Origin of the sequence: Bacillus sp. FSL H8-0534 (assembly GCF_038005885.1) — a bacterium.
Lineage (GTDB): Bacteria > Bacillota > Bacilli > Bacillales > Bacillaceae_G > Bacillus_A > Bacillus_A pseudomycoides.
Genome location: NZ_JBBOUC010000001.1, coordinates 1,925,083 through 1,943,570 on the forward strand (window position 1 = coordinate 1,925,083; position 18,488 = coordinate 1,943,570).

Sequence of the window (18,488 nt, forward strand, 5' to 3'; positions counted from 1 at the left end):
TCATTATAACTCTCAGGGAAACTAATTATTCAGAAAATAACACGAGCACTTTAAACAGTTTCCTAATACAACGATAATTTTGTTCTACATTGTGATTTAGATATTTCACCTGTCTTTTCGTAATGCTTGCTGGCATCTTTTTCTCTTCCTTCGACTCTACGCCAGATACTTGTCTAGAGTGATAGCACACGGATTTGAAATATGAAAAGGCCGCAAAGCTTTCTTGAAAAAGCGCTTTGCGGCCTTTTGATCTCTTGTTTTTCCTAAATAAAAATCAGTTGTATTTCCTTCTGAATCAACGGCACGCTATAAAGTGAAACTTCCACCGGTGAGGGGTCTTCATCTCCCACTGATGGAAAGCCCTCACCAATCAGGTATACGCATTAGATAATCTATGTTCTCCTATTATCTTCACTAAGTCACTTACTATTAACAAGATAATACCTTGATAGTTTCTATTTGAAATTATTTGACTTTGATATACATAATCTCCAGTCTTTCTAAGTTACTAGGATCAGCATGTCCAAGTTTGATAGATTTCTTGCACCAGAACCAGTTGTTTATTATCTCATTCGTTGACGACCGAATAGGAATCCACCTAAAACGAACAATACCATACCTCCAATAATTGAAATCATTTCCGTTGGTGTTCCACCTGTTTTAGGAAGTAATGCTGTCGTCTTATCATTTTCTTTAGTAGGTGGAACTTTTGAATCGCTATTTATGTTTGTGTTTGTATTTGGATCTTTGTTTGGATCTACACCTGTTTCGTCCTTGATTTTTGTATTCGTGATATCATAACCATTTACTTCTGTTTGATATCCATCTACCGGTTGTTCTTTCACTTCATACTTGTAGGCAACACCATTCGCATCGTATGCCGCTAAGTCTTTAAATTCGTATTTCCAACCTGTTGCTTCACTTACTTCTTGCGTATCAATCAATTTGCCATTTTGGAGTAGGTCTACTTTGATTGTTTTCGGACGATCTTTCGCATTATCGTCTTTCCACGTTTTCTTTCCTTCTACTTTTGTTTGACCTACTTTTGTATTTGTGATGTCGTAACCAGTTACTTCTGATTTGTAACCATCTACCGCTTGTTCTTTCACTTCATACTTGTAGGCAGCGCCATTCGCATCGTATGCCGCTAAGTCTTTGAATTCATACTTCCAGCCGCTTGCTTCACTTACTTCTTGCGTGCTGATGGCCTGACCATTTTGTAGTAAGTCTACCTTGATCATTTTCGGACGATCTTTCGCATTGTCGTCTTTCCACGTTTTTGTTCCTTCTACTTTTGTTTGACCTACTTTTGTATTTGTGATGTCGTAACCGTTCACTTCGGATTGATATCCGTCTACTGGTTGTTCTTTCACTTCATATTTGTAGGCAGCGCCATTCGCATCGTATGCCGCTAAGTCTTTAAATTCGTATTTCCAACCTGTTGCTTCACTTACTTCTTGCGTGCTGATGGCCTGACCATTTTGTAGTAAGTCTACCTTGATCATTTTCGGACGATCTTTCGCATTGTCGTCTTTCCACGTTTTTGTTCCTTCTACTTTTGTTTGACCTACTTTTGTATTTGTGATGTCGTAACCGTTCACTTCGGATTGATATCCGTCTACTGGTTGTTCTTTCACTTCATATTTGTAGGCAGCGCCATTCGCATCGTATGCCGCTAAGTCTTTAAATTCGTATTTCCAACCTGTTGCTTCACTTACTTCTTGCGTATCAATCTTTTGACCGTTTTGAAGTAAGTCTACTTGAATCGTTTTCGGACGTTCTTTCGCATTATCGTCTTTCCACGTTTTTGTTCCTTCTACTTTTGTTTGACCTACTTTTGTATTTGTGATGTCGTAACCAGTTACTTCTGATTGGTATCCCGCTACTGGTTGTTCTTTCACTTCATACTTGTAGGCAGCGCCATTCGCATCGTATGCCGCTAAGTCTTTAAATTCGTATTTCCAACCTGTTGCTTCACTTACTTCTTTCGTATCAATCTTTTGACCGTTTTGAAGTAAGTCTACTTGAATCGTTTTCGGACGTTCTTTCGCATTATCGTCTTTCCACGTTTTTGTTCCTTCTACTTTTGTTTGACCTACTTTTGTATTTGTGATGTCGTAACCGTTCACTTCGGATTGATATCCGTCTACTGGTTGTTCTTTCACTTCATACTTGTAGGCTACTCCATTCGCATCGTATGCCGCTAAGTCTTTAAATTCGTATTTCCAACCTGTTGCTTCACTTACTTCTTGCGTATCAATCTTTTGACCGTTTTGAAGTAAGTCTACTTGAATCGTTTTCGGACGTTCTTTCGCATTGTCGTCTTTCCACGTTTTTGTTCCTTCTACTTTTGTTTGACCTACTTTTGTATTTGTGATGTCGTAACCGTTCACTTCGGATTGATATCCGTCTACTGGTTGTTCTTTCACTTCATACTTGTAGGCTACTCCATTCGCATCGTATGCCGCTAAGTCTTTGAATTCATACTTCCAGCCGCTTGCTTCACTTACTTCTTGCGTGCTGATGGCCTGACCATTTTGTAGTAAGTCTACTTGAATCGTTTTCGGACGTTCTTTCGCATTATCGTCTTTCCACGTTTTTGTTCCTTCTACTTTTGTTTGACCTACTTTTGTATTTGTGATGTCGTAACCAGTTACTTCTGATTGGTATCCCGCTACTGGTTGTTCTTTCACTTCATACTTGTAGGCAGCGCCATTCGCATCGTATGCCGCTAAGTCTTTAAATGTATATTTCCAACCTGTTGCTTCACTTACTTCTTGCGTATCAATCTTTTGACCGTTTTGAAGTAAGTCTACTTGAATCGTTTTCGGACGTTCTTTCGCATTATCGTCTTTCCACGTTTTTGTTCCTTCTACTTTTGTTATTTGTACCACTTTTGTATTTATAATGTCATAACCTTTGACTTCTGTTTGATATCCATCTACTGGTTGTTCTTTTACTTCATACTTATATCCTTTGCCATCTGCATTGTATGCCGCTAAGTCTTTGAATTCATACTTCCAACCTGTTGCTTCGCTTACTTCTTGCGTTGCGATGACCTGACCATCTTGTAGTAAGTCTACTTTGATTGTTTTCGGACGTTCTGTCGCATTATCGCCTTTCCATATTTTTGTTCCTGTAATGAATGTAGTTTTCACTTTATTCGAAATCGGCAACTTAACTCCATTTACAGCACCTGATTTAACTTCAAAACTTACTTTTTCCTGAGGATTGAAATCAATATACTCTGGAGCTGAAACCTCTTGCACATAATATTTACCTGATTGTAAATTAGGAATTTCAATTATTCCTTTTTCATCCGTTACATATACATCTCCAACTTGTTCACCTGACTCTTTATACAACTTAAACGAGACATTCGGTATTACTTTGTCTTCATCCGTTCCAAGGTGCTTAACAATTCTTAATGTTCCTTTAGGAGGTAAATCACCTTGAGCACCACCACCAGATGTTATATTTGTGACTGTGGCACTACCCGACTCAGAAACCGGTTGTTTGTATAGAATTTGATAATCAATCTTATAATCATTCTTAAAAGATTCTTGGCTCTTTCCGCTTTCCGTTATAGTACTTGTATAAAAAACGGTAAAAGACCTAGCACTTCCCATATTCCAATTAATCACGACTTTAAATGAATGACCGTCGTCATTAAACTGAACATATCCATAACGTTGATCTTCAAATTGTTTAATTGATAAAGATTCTCTGTCATTAACTGTTATCCGAAAACTATCTTTATTAAGTGTTTGACCTTCCTGCAAACTGTCAGACACAACAATATCTCTACTTAAATATTCTTTATTTAAGTTTATACTCAAGAACCAACGCACTTCATCCGGGTTATCTGGTTGAATATCACCAGTTTTGTAGAAAAACGGTTTAGAGCCTGTACCACCACCACTAGTTGGACCGGTAATCGTTACAGTTTGCTTATCTAAAGTTGTGCCTAAATTTGTTTCAACCTCTTTCGTTTGATCCGTTCCTACATTAGTAGCTTGAACTGTAAAATTAAAATGCCCTTTAATATTGTGGAGTTTCTCAACCATATCATTAAATGTACATACCACATTACCTGCATTTACTTGACAAGTACCAAAATTCTTACCTTGCTCATCATTTAATGGAATCGCTCCCTTGAATCCTTTTAATTCTGGGGGCAGCGTTAATGTTAGTGTATCTCCAGACTTCATATTATTTCCAGATTTATCACTAAAAGTTACATTTATTTTAGCCTGTTCGCCGTAACTTAGTTTTGTTTTATCAATCTTAAAACTATCCACAAATCCTGTTGTATTTAACTCTTGTGCATTTGCTATTATAGGCATTAAACTTTGACCTATTGTAAACATAAAAAGCATTAGAATTGAAAAAATCGAAGTTACTCTTTTTACCATATCATTCTCCTATCAATTATTTTTAGATGGCTTCTAATATGAATATGCTATGACAATGACTCAATAGGCTGATGGTATTTTTCTCTTTCGACTGTTATAAGCTTAAAAGCTTGAAAATAGATCTCTATAAATGATTCTTCTACTCTCCATACATCTTCATTTTTTCTAATGTAACACTAAATCTATTAATTTTAATATTTACATCCCTAACATATCATGATAGTATTACAACTAGGAAAATTATATTCTCTCACCATTCCTATCAAATCTCAAAATCTTAAGTTGTATCATATATGCCATCTTATTGTGAGCATAAATTTCTGGTTAATAATGTTTTCATTTAAGTGCTATTGGTTTATTCATATTACTTTCCGTTATTATTAGATTCATAACATCATTATGTCCAAGTTTGATAGCACCTTTTTAACGATTCACAATTTTATTCACCAGAACCCTTCACCTCCCTCTTAAAGGCATTTTTCATGCTCTCATCCGTAATATTAGGACTATTTCAACAATAAAAATAGTTTTTGTAACTTTTGTAACCAATTTTGTAATTAAAGAAACCTAACAGTTGTTCCAACATGGATAAATACCAACTTTTGGATAGACCTCCTGTTTTATAGTCCCTCCTATCTGTACCGAAATATCCATTTTTAATGCTTAATATATAAAACAAAGAAAGAGTAGTAAACATACACGTCAATCAGATGAAAGTTAAAAAGCTGAATTTTCAGTCTTTTTATTTTAAAGGAGGATATTTGCAACTACTCTCTCTTTGTGATTATGAGTTTAACACTAAACATAAGGTATAACAAGACAAAAATATACATTTTTCTGATAAATTCGACAATTATTCGAAAGTTAATATAACACCACTTATCGTTAATTAATATGTAATACAAAGAGGCTATTTCAACAATAAATATTTAAACATTAAAAAAGAAGAACCCCCACTTACTGAAACTCTTGAAGTGGCTCATAAGCGGATTGAGCCAACTGGTGTTTCCCTTTCTTCTGATGGTTTGAATCAACATTTTATTTCTCATACCTATATCTAACAAAAATAAACCCGATGCTGAAAAACATCTGGTTTATTTTTGTTAACTTCATGACCATGGATGGTTGTCCCATCCTTTCCACCTATCAATTATCATTCCTTTTCGTCTTCTTCTTTCACAAGATACGCTTTTTCATATGCAGGCTTCAATGTAGATTCATCTTCTTTATCGACTTGCTTAAAATGAAGCCTCCTTTGTTTATCTTTACGATCCTCATACTCTGTCCGAAGTTTTGCGGTTCGATTTTGCTGATTCTCGAAACTACTCTTTGATATTTCTAATTTCACTGCGAGGCCATTGATAAATCGAATGATTAAGTTACCATCTGCTAATTCTTTATTGTTTTCAATATGAAAGTGAGACAACCAAGCACATTCCTTTCTAGAATAAGAATACGTAGGAAAAAAGTAAAGTTGATCTGTCGGACTAATCGCAATGGGTGCTTTGTGCGTAATACGTGTCAACTCTTTTGTACCGTCTTTTCTACCTAAAAAACTAGATCCGTGCTTGCGGCAACTTCGTTCGACAATATCAAGTGGCTTTTGAAACATGAAAAAAGAGTCTTCTACTTCAACCACTCGCGTTACAATACGTTTTTCTCCTAAAATAACTGGAAGTAAGGCCATAGTGTTCTTGTTTACGACATAGTTTTCGACGTAGCGTTCTACTTGTTCACCCATCTTACATTCGCTCCTTTATTATTTTTTCTTACAATCCATAACAGCAGCTGCATGGATAATTGTACCACCCAAAACCCAAAATAGTTAATATTTTCAAATATTTTACATTTTATTATAAAACTTTAAAATTTCATAATATTCCTTCATATAAATATCTATATAAAATCTCCATATTTCTCTACAGGAAAAAGATATATTGTTATATAAAAACAGAAATTTTCTTTTTTGAAATATTTGTAACATAACAAAATCTTGTTTCACATATATGATTTAGTAAACTTGTACAAATTACCTATTCCCTATATATTTCCACACCCATTTACGTATCTCTCTTACAGGAAAAATAAAACTTTTATCATTTTTCGGTAGATGTTTTACAATCGTTGGCTTAATTGTAAAGGAAGTTTTTTTGCTACGCTCAAACTCGAATGGAAAGATGATTACAAAATTCTCAACAAAAAAAAGGATGGCATATGCCATCCTTTTTTATCACGTACTATAAAATTATAGTTTTACAACGTTTTTAGCTTGAGGTCCGCGGTTGCCATCTTCGATTTCGAAGCTAACTTTTTCGCCTTCTTCTAAAGATTTGAAACCTTCAGTTGTGATTGCAGAGAAGTGAACGAATACATCGTTTCCGCCTGGAACTTCGATGAAACCGAAACCTTTTTCGTTGTTAAACCATTTTACTTGTCCTGTTACTGTCATAATTATTTCCTCCTAAGAAAATATAAGTTTTTTTAGTCTTCATACATAAAAAAAGAATCCACACATTATCAAATACGAAACATAAAACAGTTCTCACATACTTTTTCTCGTTCGTTTTCAGCACTTGATAATATATGGATTGCTTGATTTAGTTATTCAACTGAGATAATCATAGCATACTTAAAATAGAATGTACAATATTTTTTGAAATTCTAATTTTCTAATTTTTGGTATCCCTCATAAAATACAGTATTCCTCGCTGATAGAATGTTTTCACCCATCGAGCTTTTTATGAGCAATTATTGTTAAATGGCATTAATCATTACAATCGAAACAATGAAATGAATTACGCCGTCTGTCCAGGAATAACATTAAATGGTGTTAACATAAACAGCTTCATACCAAAATCTAGCAACAACATTTTCACTAACGTAATGCTTACTATACTAACTAATGCAAAATATAAACTTTGCATAAATGTTAATTCGTCCTGTATCAAACCTAAACTTAATAGAAACAGCAACAACATAATAATATTAAATTCCGGATAACCTGTTACTGTCACCACGATTCCAAGTAAAATTGTAAAGACAATACTTAAAGCGATTACCATTGTATAGGACAGGCGATTGTAACGAATTAATTGAATGTATAATAAGACGTGACTAATACCAATCAACATAATCGCGATCATATCATAAACATACATTACAGCTCACCCTTTAACAGTTGACGTACTTTGCGCACTAAACAGCGGAATACATACAAAAGAAAAGCAGGTGCCCTTAAAGGACACCCGCTCCCTCACTTATTTCGTAAACTGCGCCTCTTCCGTAGACCCTTTCAGAGCCGTTGTAGAAGATGTTCCGCCTGTAATCACTTGTGCTACTTCATCAAAGTAGCCTGTTCCAACCTCGCGCTGATGACGCGTTGCAGAGTAGCCGTGCTCTTCTGCTGCAAATTCTGCTTGTTGTAATTCAGAATATGCTGCCATACCGCGCTCTTTATAGCCACGCGCGAGTTCAAACATACCGTAGTTTAATGCATGGAATCCTGCAAGTGTTACGAATTGGAATTTGTATCCGTATGAAGCAATTTCTTTTTGGAAGTTTGCAATCGTTTTTTCATCTAATTTTTGTTTCCAGTTAAAAGATGGTGAACAGTTATACGCTAGTAATTTCCCTGGATATTTCTCATGAATTGCTTCCGCAAAACGCTTTGCATCTTCTAAATTCGGTTCAGATGTTTCACACCAAACAAGATCTGCATACGGTGCATATGCTAAACCGCGCGCAATTGCTTGATCAAGCCCTGCGTTTGTACGGTAGAACCCTTCTGGTGTTCTCTCTCCTGTAATAAATTCTTGATCAACTGGATCAATATCACTCGTAATTAAATCCGCAGCATCTGCATCCGTTCTTGCTACAATAATTGTTGGCACGCCCATTACATCCGCAGCAAGTCTAGCAGAAATTAGATTACGTACCGCTGTTTGCGTTGGTAGTAATACTTTTCCGCCTAAATGTCCGCATTTTTTTTCTGAAGATAATTGATCTTCGAAGTGAACGCCTGACGCGCCTGCCTCAATCATACCTTTCATTAATTCAAATACGTTTAACTGTCCACCAAATCCTGCTTCAGCGTCCGCAACAATTGGTACAAAATAATCTGTATCACCGCTTCCTTCCATATGCTGAATTTGATCTGCACGCTGCAATGTTTGATTAATACGCTTTACAACAGCTGGTACACTGTTCGCTGGATATAAACTTTGGTCCGGATACATGTGCCCGGATAGATTGGCATCCGCTGCCACTTGCCAACCGCTCAAATAAATTGCTTTTAATCCTGCTTTCACCTGCTGCATCGCTTGGTTTCCTGTTAACGCACCAAGCGCATTAATATAATCTTCTGTATGAAGTGATTCCCAAAGCTTCTCTGCCCCGCGGCGTGCTAATGTATGTTCAATATCAATTGACCCGCGCAGACGAATTACATCCTCAGCAGAATAAGGACGCGTTACCCCTTTCCAACGTTCATCTAACTCCCAGCTTTCTTGTAACTTTTGTACTCTTTCGTTTTTCATCTCTTCCATCCCCTTTTCCTTTTATAAAATCTCGTAACCTGGTAATGTTAAAAATGTTTCAAATTCATCATTACGCACCAAATTAGTAAAAAGCTTTGTTGCTTCTACAAATCTACCTTTCTCAAACTGTTCCTTGCCAATCTCTCGTTCTATTTTCGCTAGCTCTTCCGATTTAAACTCTTCTACTAAAGCAAATGTTATCTTGCGACCATCGTTTAGCTTCCCGCCTTCATGACGAATCCATTGCCACACTTGCGCACGTGAAATTTCTGCCGTTGCTGCATCTTCCATCAAATTATAAATCGGTGCTGCCCCGCGGCCACTTAACCATGATGCAATATATTGAATGCCGACGCTAATATTCATACGAAGCCCTTTTTCTGTAATCGTTCCCACCGGTACTTCTAACAAATCCTTTTCTGTTACATCAATCTCTTCACGCTTTCTAAAAATTTGATTCGGTGTTTTCATAATGTGATTAAACACTTCCAGCGCAACCGGTACAAGTCCCGGATGGGCAACCCAAGTCCCGTCATGTCCATCTAAAGCTTCACGTTCTTTATCAGCACGAACTTTTTCAAAAGCAGCTTCATTCGCTTCCGGATTATTTTTAATCGGAATTTGTGCTGCCATTCCGCCAATTGCTGGTGCATTCCGGCGATGGCACGTTTGAATTACTTTTAAAGAATACGCACGCATAAACGGAGCCGTCATTGTAACTTGCACCCTGTCTGGAAGCAAGAATTTATTATGATTACGAAAGCTTTTTAAGAAACTAAAAATATAATCCCAACGCCCGCAATTTAGCCCTGCTGAATGATCACGGAGTTCATATAAAATTTCATCCATCTCAAAAGAAGCGTGGATTGTTTCTAATAACACTGTTGCTTTAATCGTTCCATTCGGAATCCCGATATATTTCTGTGCAAAAATAAAAACATCATTCCACAACCTGGCTTCTAAATAGCTCTCTATTTTCGGTAAGTAAAAATATGGTCCGCTTCCTTTTTCTAATAATGTTTTTGCATTATGGAAAAAGTACAAACCAAAATCAACGAGACTACCTGACATCTTTTCTCCATCGACTAACATATGTTTTTCTTCTAAATGCCAGCCGCGCGGACGAACAATAAGTACAGCTGTTTTATCACTTAAACGATATTCCTTGCCACTAGGGTTTTTATATGAAATCGTTCCCTTTACTGCATCTCTTAAATTAATTTGGCCATCCATCGCATTTTGCCACGTTGGCGAATTAGAATCTTCAAAGTCTGCCATAAAGAGATGTGCGCCTGAGTTTAAAGCATTAATAACCATCTTACGATCTACTGGTCCTGTAATCTCCACACGACGATCTTCTAAATCTTTTGGAAGCGGGGCAATCGTCCAATCTCCAGCACGTATATGTGCTGTTTCTGGTAAAAAGCTTGGAAACTCCCCTGCATCAATTCTTTTTTGCTTTTCCACACGTTTTTGCAGTAAATTTTTACGGCGTGTATTAAAATTCTCATGCAGCTCTTTTAAAAAAGTGAGCGCTTCCGATGTCAAAATTTCTCCATACGCCGGTAATACTTCTAAAGCGAGTGTAACCCGTGAAGTTTGCGTCGACATATTAGCATCCCCTCCGTAAGCTGTTTTATAACAGATTTGATTTTATGTTTTATATTATATAACAAATTCTCTGAAAGTGAAGAGAATTTTTGGAAATTTTACTTATTTTTTTTATGGAACATCGATTTCATCTACATATGAAAGCCATTTTTTACACATCAAAAAAAAGCCACTGTTATACAACAACCGCTTTTTCATTTCACACCTAATCATCATGTACTTATTTTATTCTTGAGAAAGGAGTCCCATCCCATATCCATTAAACTAAAAAAATTAATACCCCTAATGCTATTCTTTCGAAAGAATAGATAGTGTTTTTTATGAATCATTCAATTTCAAATGAATTAAACTTCTTTTCCAAAGAACTATAACAATTTTTTATTTTTCATAAACAGCTGTATAAAGCTTTTCTTAGTTCAAGTTCTCTTGGTTCATTGGCCATACCAAATCCATGTTTGTTCATCGCATAGGCATAACCTAGCTTCTCATCTGGATCGGCAAAACAGAACGACCCTCCTGCGCCTGGATGGCCAAAAGAGCTTTCACTTTGTCCGAATTGCATATCCGAAAAGTGTTTCCAAAATCCCAAAGAATAGGCTATGTTTATACAATTCACATGATCATAATACCCTTCTTTCGGAGGGACAGCTTTTTTTCTTAATTCATTTATTGTTTCTTCCCTTAATCCGAGTGCTTTTCCACCACTAGCAAAAGCACCGTAAATTTTCGCCATTGCTCTTACTTGCCCCACACCATTTCCAGAAGGAAATTCTATCGATAAAATTGGACGATGATTAAAATTATCATTGGCTACAAATTTTTTAGGATCTACTAAACTTCTCGCTACTAATGACTTTGCATTAAGAAAACCAAGTAACATTTTTATAGGCAACTTTGTTATCCCCCTAAGTAACTGAATGGGGTGATTTATCCCTTCAATCGTTGTTATCCTCTCTTCAGAAATATCTTCAGGAAGCCCAATATAAAACTCTGCTTTTAGTGGCTCTGCTATTTCCTCTTGAAAGAAATCTTTTAAGGCTCGATGTTTAGGATCTGCCCTTTTAATCAGTTCTCCAATTAAGGTTCCAATTGTCCATGCATGATAGCCCTGGATTTTCCCAACCTCCCAAGCTGGTTTGCTTGCAGCAAGGGAATTTGATAGATGAGAAGTATCTAAGTCTTCTAACCTGTCGATTTTAAGTCCATTGAGAGGTGACAAACCAGCTTGATGTGCTAGAAGCTGTCGAACAGTTATTTTTTCTTTTCCATTCTGAGCAAACTCAGGCCAATATGAACTCACTTTCTCATCATAGTTAATGTACCCCCTAGAATGCGCTAAACTTAAAGCCAATGCAGCAAAACCTTTTGTAGCTGAAAACACTTGAACAAGTGTATCTTTTTCCCATTCCGCACGAGTCTGTCGATCTCGATATCCACCCCATAAATCAACGACTGCTTCATTATTAATGTATACAGAAAAAGCCGCTCCAACTTCTCCTCTCTCCGTAAAATTTCTAATAAATTCCTCCTTCACCAATTCAAATCCTGGTGCAACAAATCCATGAATTGACATATTATTTCTTCTCCCCCTTTGTTGGTATAATCTAGTCTTTTATCCGAGATAACATTTATATATTCACAAAATGCAAATAATTCAATAAAATAAACCTATCAAATATTTGACTAAATGTCTATAAATAGTCAAATAAAAACAGGCGGGGATATATTATGGCAAGAATTACATCTGAACAGAGAAAACAAATACACGAGACTCTTCTCGTTAAGAGTAAAGAGCTGTTTATTCAATATGGATTCTCTAAAACTAGTATTGATGACATAGTAAATGCATGTGGAATCGCAAAAGGGTCTTTTTATTCATATTATTCATCAAAAGAAGAGTTATTTTACGCAGTGTTGCGAAAAGAGGAGAAAGTGAAAGATCAAATCATTTCAGAAATTATGTGTGAGTCTCTACCACCAAAAGAACTTTTAATTCGTTTCTTTGAAACATCTTTTAAAACCATAGAACAAAACCCATTTTTACAAAGTCTTTATCAAAGAGGTGAATATGATCGAATTGTGAAAAGACTTCCTAAGGAACTTCTAGATAAACATGCAAGGGAAGATTTAGATAGTTCTTTGAACTTCGTAAAGTTTTTACAGGAAAAAGGTGTTACAGAAGATGATCCCGAAGTACTTATTGGCCTTTTTCGAACAACTATACTTATTCCATTACATAGACAAGAGATTGGAGAACCAACTTTTTCGAAGATGATGAAAAAAATGATTGAATGTTTATCAGAAGGTTTAACACAACAACAAAAGTGAATTTCATTTATTATAAAGTCACTTACTTGAAGACTTCAAATTTCACTTTAATAAAAATTATGATTCAAAGATGTACGCTATATTCTCTATTAACATAGGATATATACATACAAAAATAATAAAATCACCCCATTTTGATCCATACCTTTGCAAAATGGGGTAATTTTGTTCCCTTTACATACAGTAACCATGCACTTAGCATTCACACTCTATTCATGATGATAAAAAACAAATTACTTCGAAGATACTATTGTACTTGGTTCCTTTTCCTTACTCGTTACTTCCTCAGGTTTCGATTTTCTAAAAGTAAATGCCATCCCAACAAAAATCAAAATAATTCCCGCTGTCTGCATCGTGGTCGGACGAAACCCTGTAAATGCTGTATCAAGTAAAATAGCTACACCTGGATCCAAAAACACTAATACAGAAATGAGCCTTGTTGGTAAATCTCTTAAACTATCAAAAAATAAGTAATAAACAAAGCCAGTATGAATAAGTCCTGTCGCTGTAATCGCAATCCAATTACTCTCTGTTAACCCTTGAAATGCTCCAAAGTCTACAAATGGTAGTAACAGAAATATCCCTAAAAAAGTTTGCAAAAATGTCATTGCATATGCACTTGTTTGTTTAATCCCTTTTCCTAACAAGGTGGTAAATGCATAAAATAATGCTGCAAGAAGTGCCCAAACCATCCCAGAGGACATTAACTTTTCTATCGAAACACTTCCATCTACTCCCGCTACTAAAACAGTACCGAGAAAACAAATAACAATTGAAATAACAGATAGCATTGTTAATTTTTCTTTAAACACGACACTCCCAATCATTAATACGATAATTGGTGCAAGATGATACACAGAAATTGCAATTGTCACTGACATGACTTCGAAAGCTTTAAACAGAAACACCCAGTTAAAAACAAGAAAGACACCACACCCTAATATTTGCAGTATTTCTTTTCGATTCCACTTTTCTTCTTTAAACTGACCTGTTGCAATCCAACATAACGTTAAAAATATAGTGGCACAAATACAACGAACAAATACTAATTCAAATGATGGTAAATTTGTTTTTACTGAAAAAAATCCGATTGAGCCAAAAATAGACATCGATATGATCATTTTTATAGCTGGCGATGATTTTGTTTGGAATAACCTATTTGCGGCGCTCTTTTGAAACAATATAAACAACCCCCATTAGTTTAAAACGAACATTTACATTTCAAGTTTCGTAATATTCTCAATTTTAAATATACAATAAGATGAATGGAATGTAAAAAATCGTAAAGATACTTAAAGCCATTTATTCTCACGAAGTGGCATTTGCAATCCTCATTCCTTTTACAATGTAAAGCATCATTGTAAAAAATAAAGATGATAAAAGGCAATATAGAAATACTCGTTTTCCCCGTTATAGCCACCTATATATTTTACCATATTTTACATAAAAATATTTTTTCCTAAACAATCTATTTTGATTTTCTAACATATACATCACGGCTATGTAAACAAAAAGTGACATCCTCTCTTTTGTTTTCACATGGCATGGGGCGAAAATAGGCACTGATTCTTCTATGCATGGACAGATCCTGTTGTAGCTTTGGAATAAAGTTTGATCAAAAACATGTTGTTTATTTTAGAATTGACATGAAATTATATTAAGTTTATACTGTCAGTAACACACCACTGTTAATGACAGTATAATGTTATTAACAGTAATATGTTACTGTTTTGATAACAAAACTATTTTTTACATTTCATTAAGGAGGTTAGATGTTTTATGAAACATACAGGGAGACATACAGGTGCATTTCTTTTGCTGTTTTTAACAGAGGGAGATAGTTATGGAGGGAAACTTCTGCAGAAATGTGAAGAAGAGCTTCCCATCAATCCAATTGATAGTGCCATTATATACCGCACCCTAAAAAAATTAGAAAACGAAGGTGCTGTTGAGTCTTATTTGGATACATCTGATCAAGATAAGCCGAGAAAGATGTACAAAATTACTACAGTGGGAAAAAAACAATTAGAAGAGTTTCAAATAGATATTGAAGAAAAAATTAAAAACTTATCATTTTTCTTAGACAAATATAAAGACTGGAAAGAGTCTAATCATGATTAATGGCGCTCTCCTTTACTCTTTAGCCATTATTCTTATCAGTATTTCTTTTGTAAAGGATCGGAATAAAACAAAAGATGCTCTATTAAAGTCATGGAAAATGTTTCGTAATCTTATACCTTCCATGCTATCAATTATGCTTTTCGTTGGACTATCACTATCTATATTAACGCCTTCCTTCATTTCTTCCATCATTGGGGAAAAATCTGGATTCATCGGTATTGTTTATTCAGCAATAATTGGCTCTGTTGCACTCATTCCAAGCTTTGTTGTGTTTCCTCTTGGAAATACATTAGTCCAAAATGGTGCGGGCCTCCCTCAAGTTGCGGCATTAATGTCTACATTAATGTCAGTAGGAATCACAACTTTACCGATGGAACAAAAGATATTTGGGCGAAGTTTTGCTTATTCTCGTAATGCATCCGCATTGTTAATGTCTCTCATATTCTCGTATATTATTTGGGTGGTGATGGTATGAATGAATTAAGAAGATATCGTTTCTTTTTCATTTTATTATTTGGGCTCATTATATGTACTTTTATAAACCATTCGTTGGGATGGAACGCATTTCAATTAACAGGAAAAAGTATTTTAGATATGCTGTTTCTACTTCCTCCTGTCTTAATATTCGTAGGATTGCTTGACCAGTGGGTGAAGAAAGAAACATTAATTAAATATATGGGGGAAAAATCTGGCATCTATGGCATCTTATTCTCCCTATTATTAGGAGGAATTGCAGCTGGTCCCCTCTATGTTGCTTTTCCAATCGCGGCACTTTTATTAAAAAAAGGAGCGAGCATACGATACATTGTATTTTTTCTAGGAGTTTGGACAACTGCAAAATTACCGGTTATGGTGTATGAATTTTCTTCATTTGGAGCTAAATTTACACTCATCCATATTTGTTTTGGTCTATTATTTTTCTATTTAATGGGTATTATTTATGAGAAGTTCTATGATAAACGACAATTGTTGAAATATGATATAACTAAAGAAGGATAGAGTTAGAGGAATCGTTCTTTAAGCCTCTAACTTTTAGCTCCTTTCGTAACTGTAACTTTTAATTGAGCTCTCCCCACCTTCACTTCGTTTAGAGGAGAGGGCTTCTCAGTTAAAATGATAAAATTTCACAAAAAACACTTCATACTTTTGGGATTTCCGCATATAAATCACAGCTATGTAAACAAAAATTGATATCCTCTCTTTTGTTTTCACATGGCATGGGGCGAAAAAGGGCTCTGACCGCTTCTATCCATGGACGGACACTCTTTTCCTAAACTTATACGCAAAGAAATGAGAAGCAGCGTTACCGCTGCTCCTCATTTCTTCTGCTTCTCATACTGCTCAAACACATGAATTCTTTCAAAAATTGGCGGATGTGTATATAAGAAAAACTTCACTAACGCCGGTGGATTCACTTGACTTAAACTTGTTTTCGATAAATACTGGAACGTCTTTACACCAGAATTTCCATCTTTCGTTATATCTAAAGCATATTGGTCTGCTGCCCGTTCTTCTATACGTGATACGTAGTTTGATAGTGGGCTTACTGCAAAAGACAACACAGAGGAGATAAGAAAAAATAATGGGATAATCGATAAGCACGCCATCTTTGATAGGCGCAATGTATCTCCCCATTTTCTGAGGCACATATTGATAATACGGCTAATCAAATACATCCCTACAAACGTTAACACAATATAACTCGCCACACCCCAATATATATGTTTCATCACGTAATGTCCCATTTCATGAGCCATAATAAATAAAATCTCTTTATCTTTTAACTGCTGGAGCGTTGTATTCCACAATACAATTCGAGAATTCAATCCAATTCCTGTCACATATGCATTTAGGGCCGTTGTTTTTTCAGACATGTTCACTTCATATACATGCTCAGCTGGAATATCTGCCCTGTCCGCAATTGCTAAAATTTTCTTCTCTAAGTCTTTATTTTGCAATGTAGAAAAATCATTGTATAACGGATCAATTACAACGGGCTGTACAAAGGTTAAAAAAATTGTAAACGGTACTGACAAAGCCCAACCGGCTAGCCACCACCGCTTCGGAAATTTATAAATCAGCCATAAAAGAACAGAAACAACGAGAAACATCATAATATAATTTACCCAAAAATCAATTACATGATCTTTTATCCAACTCGCTGTGGATTGCGTTGAAATACCGTAATCAATTGAGATTTGATGCCCCATCCATTGCAGAGGCAATGCAAGAACGGTTGTAAGCAATGATAAATAAAAGAGATAGATAGCAACTTGAATAACCCGTACTTTCGTCGTTTCTTTTGACCATTTTTCAAAACGATTTGATATACCTAAAACAAGCACAAACAATAAAATAATCCATTCAAGAGGCGTCGCTAAAAAAAAGAGTAAATTTTTCACACGCGAATAATCTTGACTTAATGTAAGTTCCTTTGCATTCATAAACGTCTCTGGATCAGCACTCGTTCCTTTATACATATCTGGAATAATTTCATGATTCCATCCAAATAAATACCAATATATAAATAACGCAAAACCAACGTACAAAAAAAGTGACCACTTCACAACCTTCTTCACGGTATCTCCTCCTCTATGCTGCCTGTCTCTTATTATTGTAAGTTCGTTCCTCCTAAAATAGAACAAGCTAATACATCGAATTGTCATGCAATTTTCAATCCCTCCCCATGAATTTTCGGATTTTTCTTATAAAATAAAATTAGGAGGAGGATGGAAATTGAAAAAAATTTATATTACGTTTACATTAGGTTTAGTCATCGTAATTGGAATTGGAATTTACTATTTTACAGATTATCGTAAAGCTTCTGCTGAAATACCACGTGGAATCGTTATGGAGGATGTAAATGGTACAACGCTATCTTTTGATCAACTACCAAAAAAACTTAAACTCGTAGAATTTATATACACAAAATGCCCTGATATTTGTCCCGTTACTACATACAAAATGAAGCATTTACGAGACGAACTAGAAAAGGATAAACTATTTGGTAAAAAAATTGAATTTATTACAATTACCATTGATCCTAAGTTCGACACAAAAGAAATATTAACTACATATGCCAACACATTTGAAATGAAAAAAACGAAAGGGTGGCACTTACTGCGCGGTGATGAAGATGAAACGAAAAAACTAGCAGATACATTTAACTTTCAGTACCGCGATCCAGGAAGCGGACTCTATATTCATACTTCTAACTCCTATCTACTCGATGAAAATGATCGTTTAATCGAAGTCTTCGGTATGGGAGAACGTGGTTTTAACAGCAAAAAAGTGCTTGAGAAAATTAAAAATGCATTATAAAAACCTCTTCATCATTCGAAGAGGTTTTTCACACATATTATTCTATATAAACTATGCTACGAAACTTTAAACCTATCCATTCTACACTCTCTATTTATCCCGCATTAACGGGCAGTAAAAGCCCGATTGGTGAGGGCCTTTAATCAGTGGGTGATGA

The 18,488-nt window shown here is 35.4% G+C and carries 13 protein-coding genes and 2 pseudogenes; 5 read left to right on the forward strand and 10 right to left on the reverse strand.

What is annotated here, in order from left to right; translation table 11 throughout:
• Positions 1-58 precede the first annotated feature (58 nt).
• The 8 genes and pseudogenes from MHH71_RS30560 to MHH71_RS10080 form a co-directional block, all read right to left on the reverse strand.
• Positions 59-306: pseudogene (locus MHH71_RS30560) on the reverse strand (DDE-type integrase/transposase/recombinase); the annotation flags it as partial.
• A gap of 257 nt (positions 307-563) precedes the next feature.
• Positions 564-4,415, reverse strand: coding sequence for a Cna B-type domain-containing protein (locus MHH71_RS10050; protein ID WP_340723555.1), 3,852 nt, complete (start codon positions 4,413-4,415; stop codon positions 564-566).
• A 1,153-nt stretch (positions 4,416-5,568) separates the two neighbouring features.
• Complete coding sequence (locus MHH71_RS10055) at positions 5,569-6,156, reverse strand: competence protein ComK (RefSeq protein ID WP_018782640.1); 588 nt, start codon at positions 6,154-6,156, stop codon at positions 5,569-5,571.
• A gap of 504 nt (positions 6,157-6,660) precedes the next feature.
• Entirely contained in the window at positions 6,661-6,864 is a 204-nt protein-coding gene (locus MHH71_RS10060; protein WP_003195857.1) for a cold-shock protein, read from the reverse strand.
• A 323-nt stretch (positions 6,865-7,187) separates the two neighbouring features.
• A pseudogene (locus MHH71_RS10065) lies at positions 7,188-7,573 on the reverse strand (histidine kinase); the annotation flags it as partial.
• Positions 7,574-7,672: 99 nt separating this feature from the next.
• The gene (gene aceA / locus MHH71_RS10070; RefSeq protein WP_018766564.1) at positions 7,673-8,950 is read right to left on the reverse strand and encodes an isocitrate lyase; all 1,278 of its coding nucleotides are present in this window, start codon (positions 8,948-8,950) and stop codon (positions 7,673-7,675) included.
• A gap of 21 nt (positions 8,951-8,971) precedes the next feature.
• On the reverse strand, positions 8,972-10,561 hold the full coding sequence (gene aceB / locus MHH71_RS10075) for a malate synthase A (RefSeq protein WP_006093903.1): 1,590 nt from the start codon (positions 10,559-10,561) through the stop codon (positions 8,972-8,974).
• Positions 10,562-10,946: 385 nt separating this feature from the next.
• Positions 10,947-12,134, reverse strand: a complete 1,188-nt coding sequence (locus MHH71_RS10080; protein ID WP_006093902.1) for an EstA family serine hydrolase — start codon at positions 12,132-12,134, stop codon at positions 10,947-10,949.
• 155 nt (positions 12,135-12,289) lie between these two features.
• Between MHH71_RS10080 and MHH71_RS10085 the strand changes: the two genes are divergently transcribed.
• On the forward strand, positions 12,290-12,889 hold the full coding sequence (locus MHH71_RS10085) for a TetR/AcrR family transcriptional regulator (protein WP_006093901.1): 600 nt from the start codon (positions 12,290-12,292) through the stop codon (positions 12,887-12,889).
• Positions 12,890-13,122: 233 nt separating this feature from the next.
• On the opposite strand, the gene MHH71_RS10090 is transcribed toward MHH71_RS10085, so the two are convergent.
• Positions 13,123-14,010: a DMT family transporter gene (locus MHH71_RS10090; protein WP_050774432.1), complete on the reverse strand. Its 888-nt coding sequence runs from the start codon at positions 14,008-14,010 to the stop codon at positions 13,123-13,125.
• A gap of 658 nt (positions 14,011-14,668) precedes the next feature.
• Here MHH71_RS10090 and MHH71_RS10095 point away from each other — a divergent pair.
• From MHH71_RS10095 to MHH71_RS10105, 3 genes are read left to right on the forward strand one after another with little or no spacing between them, the layout of a single operon-like run.
• Complete coding sequence (locus MHH71_RS10095) at positions 14,669-15,010, forward strand: PadR family transcriptional regulator (protein WP_003195853.1); 342 nt, start codon at positions 14,669-14,671, stop codon at positions 15,008-15,010.
• The gene (locus tag MHH71_RS10100; RefSeq protein WP_016113725.1) at positions 15,003-15,485 is read left to right on the forward strand and encodes a hypothetical protein; all 483 of its coding nucleotides are present in this window, start codon (positions 15,003-15,005) and stop codon (positions 15,483-15,485) included. The genes MHH71_RS10095 and MHH71_RS10100 overlap by 8 nt, the downstream gene beginning before the upstream one ends.
• Entirely contained in the window at positions 15,482-16,009 is a 528-nt protein-coding gene (locus MHH71_RS10105) for a permease (protein WP_018782645.1), read from the forward strand. Before MHH71_RS10100 ends, MHH71_RS10105 begins: the two co-directional genes overlap by 4 nt.
• A 317-nt stretch (positions 16,010-16,326) precedes the next feature.
• On the opposite strand, the gene MHH71_RS10110 is transcribed toward MHH71_RS10105, so the two are convergent.
• The gene (locus MHH71_RS10110; RefSeq protein ID WP_006093899.1) at positions 16,327-17,589 is read right to left on the reverse strand and encodes a M48 family metallopeptidase; all 1,263 of its coding nucleotides are present in this window, start codon (positions 17,587-17,589) and stop codon (positions 16,327-16,329) included.
• 157 nt (positions 17,590-17,746) lie between these two features.
• Between MHH71_RS10110 and MHH71_RS10115 the strand changes: the two genes are divergently transcribed.
• On the forward strand, positions 17,747-18,331 hold the full coding sequence (locus MHH71_RS10115) for an SCO family protein (RefSeq protein ID WP_018766572.1): 585 nt from the start codon (positions 17,747-17,749) through the stop codon (positions 18,329-18,331).
• Positions 18,332-18,488: the final 157 nt, after the last annotated feature.

Bases quoted from the DNA above. Each gene is read 5' to 3' on its own strand.
- MHH71_RS10085 (WP_006093901.1), top strand. From the start codon at position 12,290: ATGGCAAGAATTACATCTGAACAGAGAAAACAAATACACGAGACTCTT.
- aceA (WP_018766564.1), bottom strand. From the start codon at position 8,950: ATGAAAAACGAAAGAGTACAAAAGTTACAAGAAAGCTGGGAGTTAGAT.
- MHH71_RS10080 (WP_006093902.1), bottom strand. From the start codon at position 12,134: ATGTCAATTCATGGATTTGTTGCACCAGGATTTGAATTGGTGAAGGAG.
- MHH71_RS10050 (WP_340723555.1), bottom strand. From the start codon at position 4,415: ATGGTAAAAAGAGTAACTTCGATTTTTTCAATTCTAATGCTTTTTATG.
- MHH71_RS10100 (WP_016113725.1), top strand. From the start codon at position 15,003: ATGATTAATGGCGCTCTCCTTTACTCTTTAGCCATTATTCTTATCAGT.
- MHH71_RS10060 (WP_003195857.1), bottom strand. From the start codon at position 6,864: ATGACAGTAACAGGACAAGTAAAATGGTTTAACAACGAAAAAGGTTTC.
- MHH71_RS10095 (WP_003195853.1), top strand. From the start codon at position 14,669: ATGAAACATACAGGGAGACATACAGGTGCATTTCTTTTGCTGTTTTTA.
- MHH71_RS10090 (WP_050774432.1), bottom strand. From the start codon at position 14,010: ATGATCATATCGATGTCTATTTTTGGCTCAATCGGATTTTTTTCAGTA.
- aceB (WP_006093903.1), bottom strand. From the start codon at position 10,561: ATGTCGACGCAAACTTCACGGGTTACACTCGCTTTAGAAGTATTACCG.
- MHH71_RS10055 (WP_018782640.1), bottom strand. From the start codon at position 6,156: ATGGGTGAACAAGTAGAACGCTACGTCGAAAACTATGTCGTAAACAAG.
- MHH71_RS10105 (WP_018782645.1), top strand. From the start codon at position 15,482: ATGAATGAATTAAGAAGATATCGTTTCTTTTTCATTTTATTATTTGGG.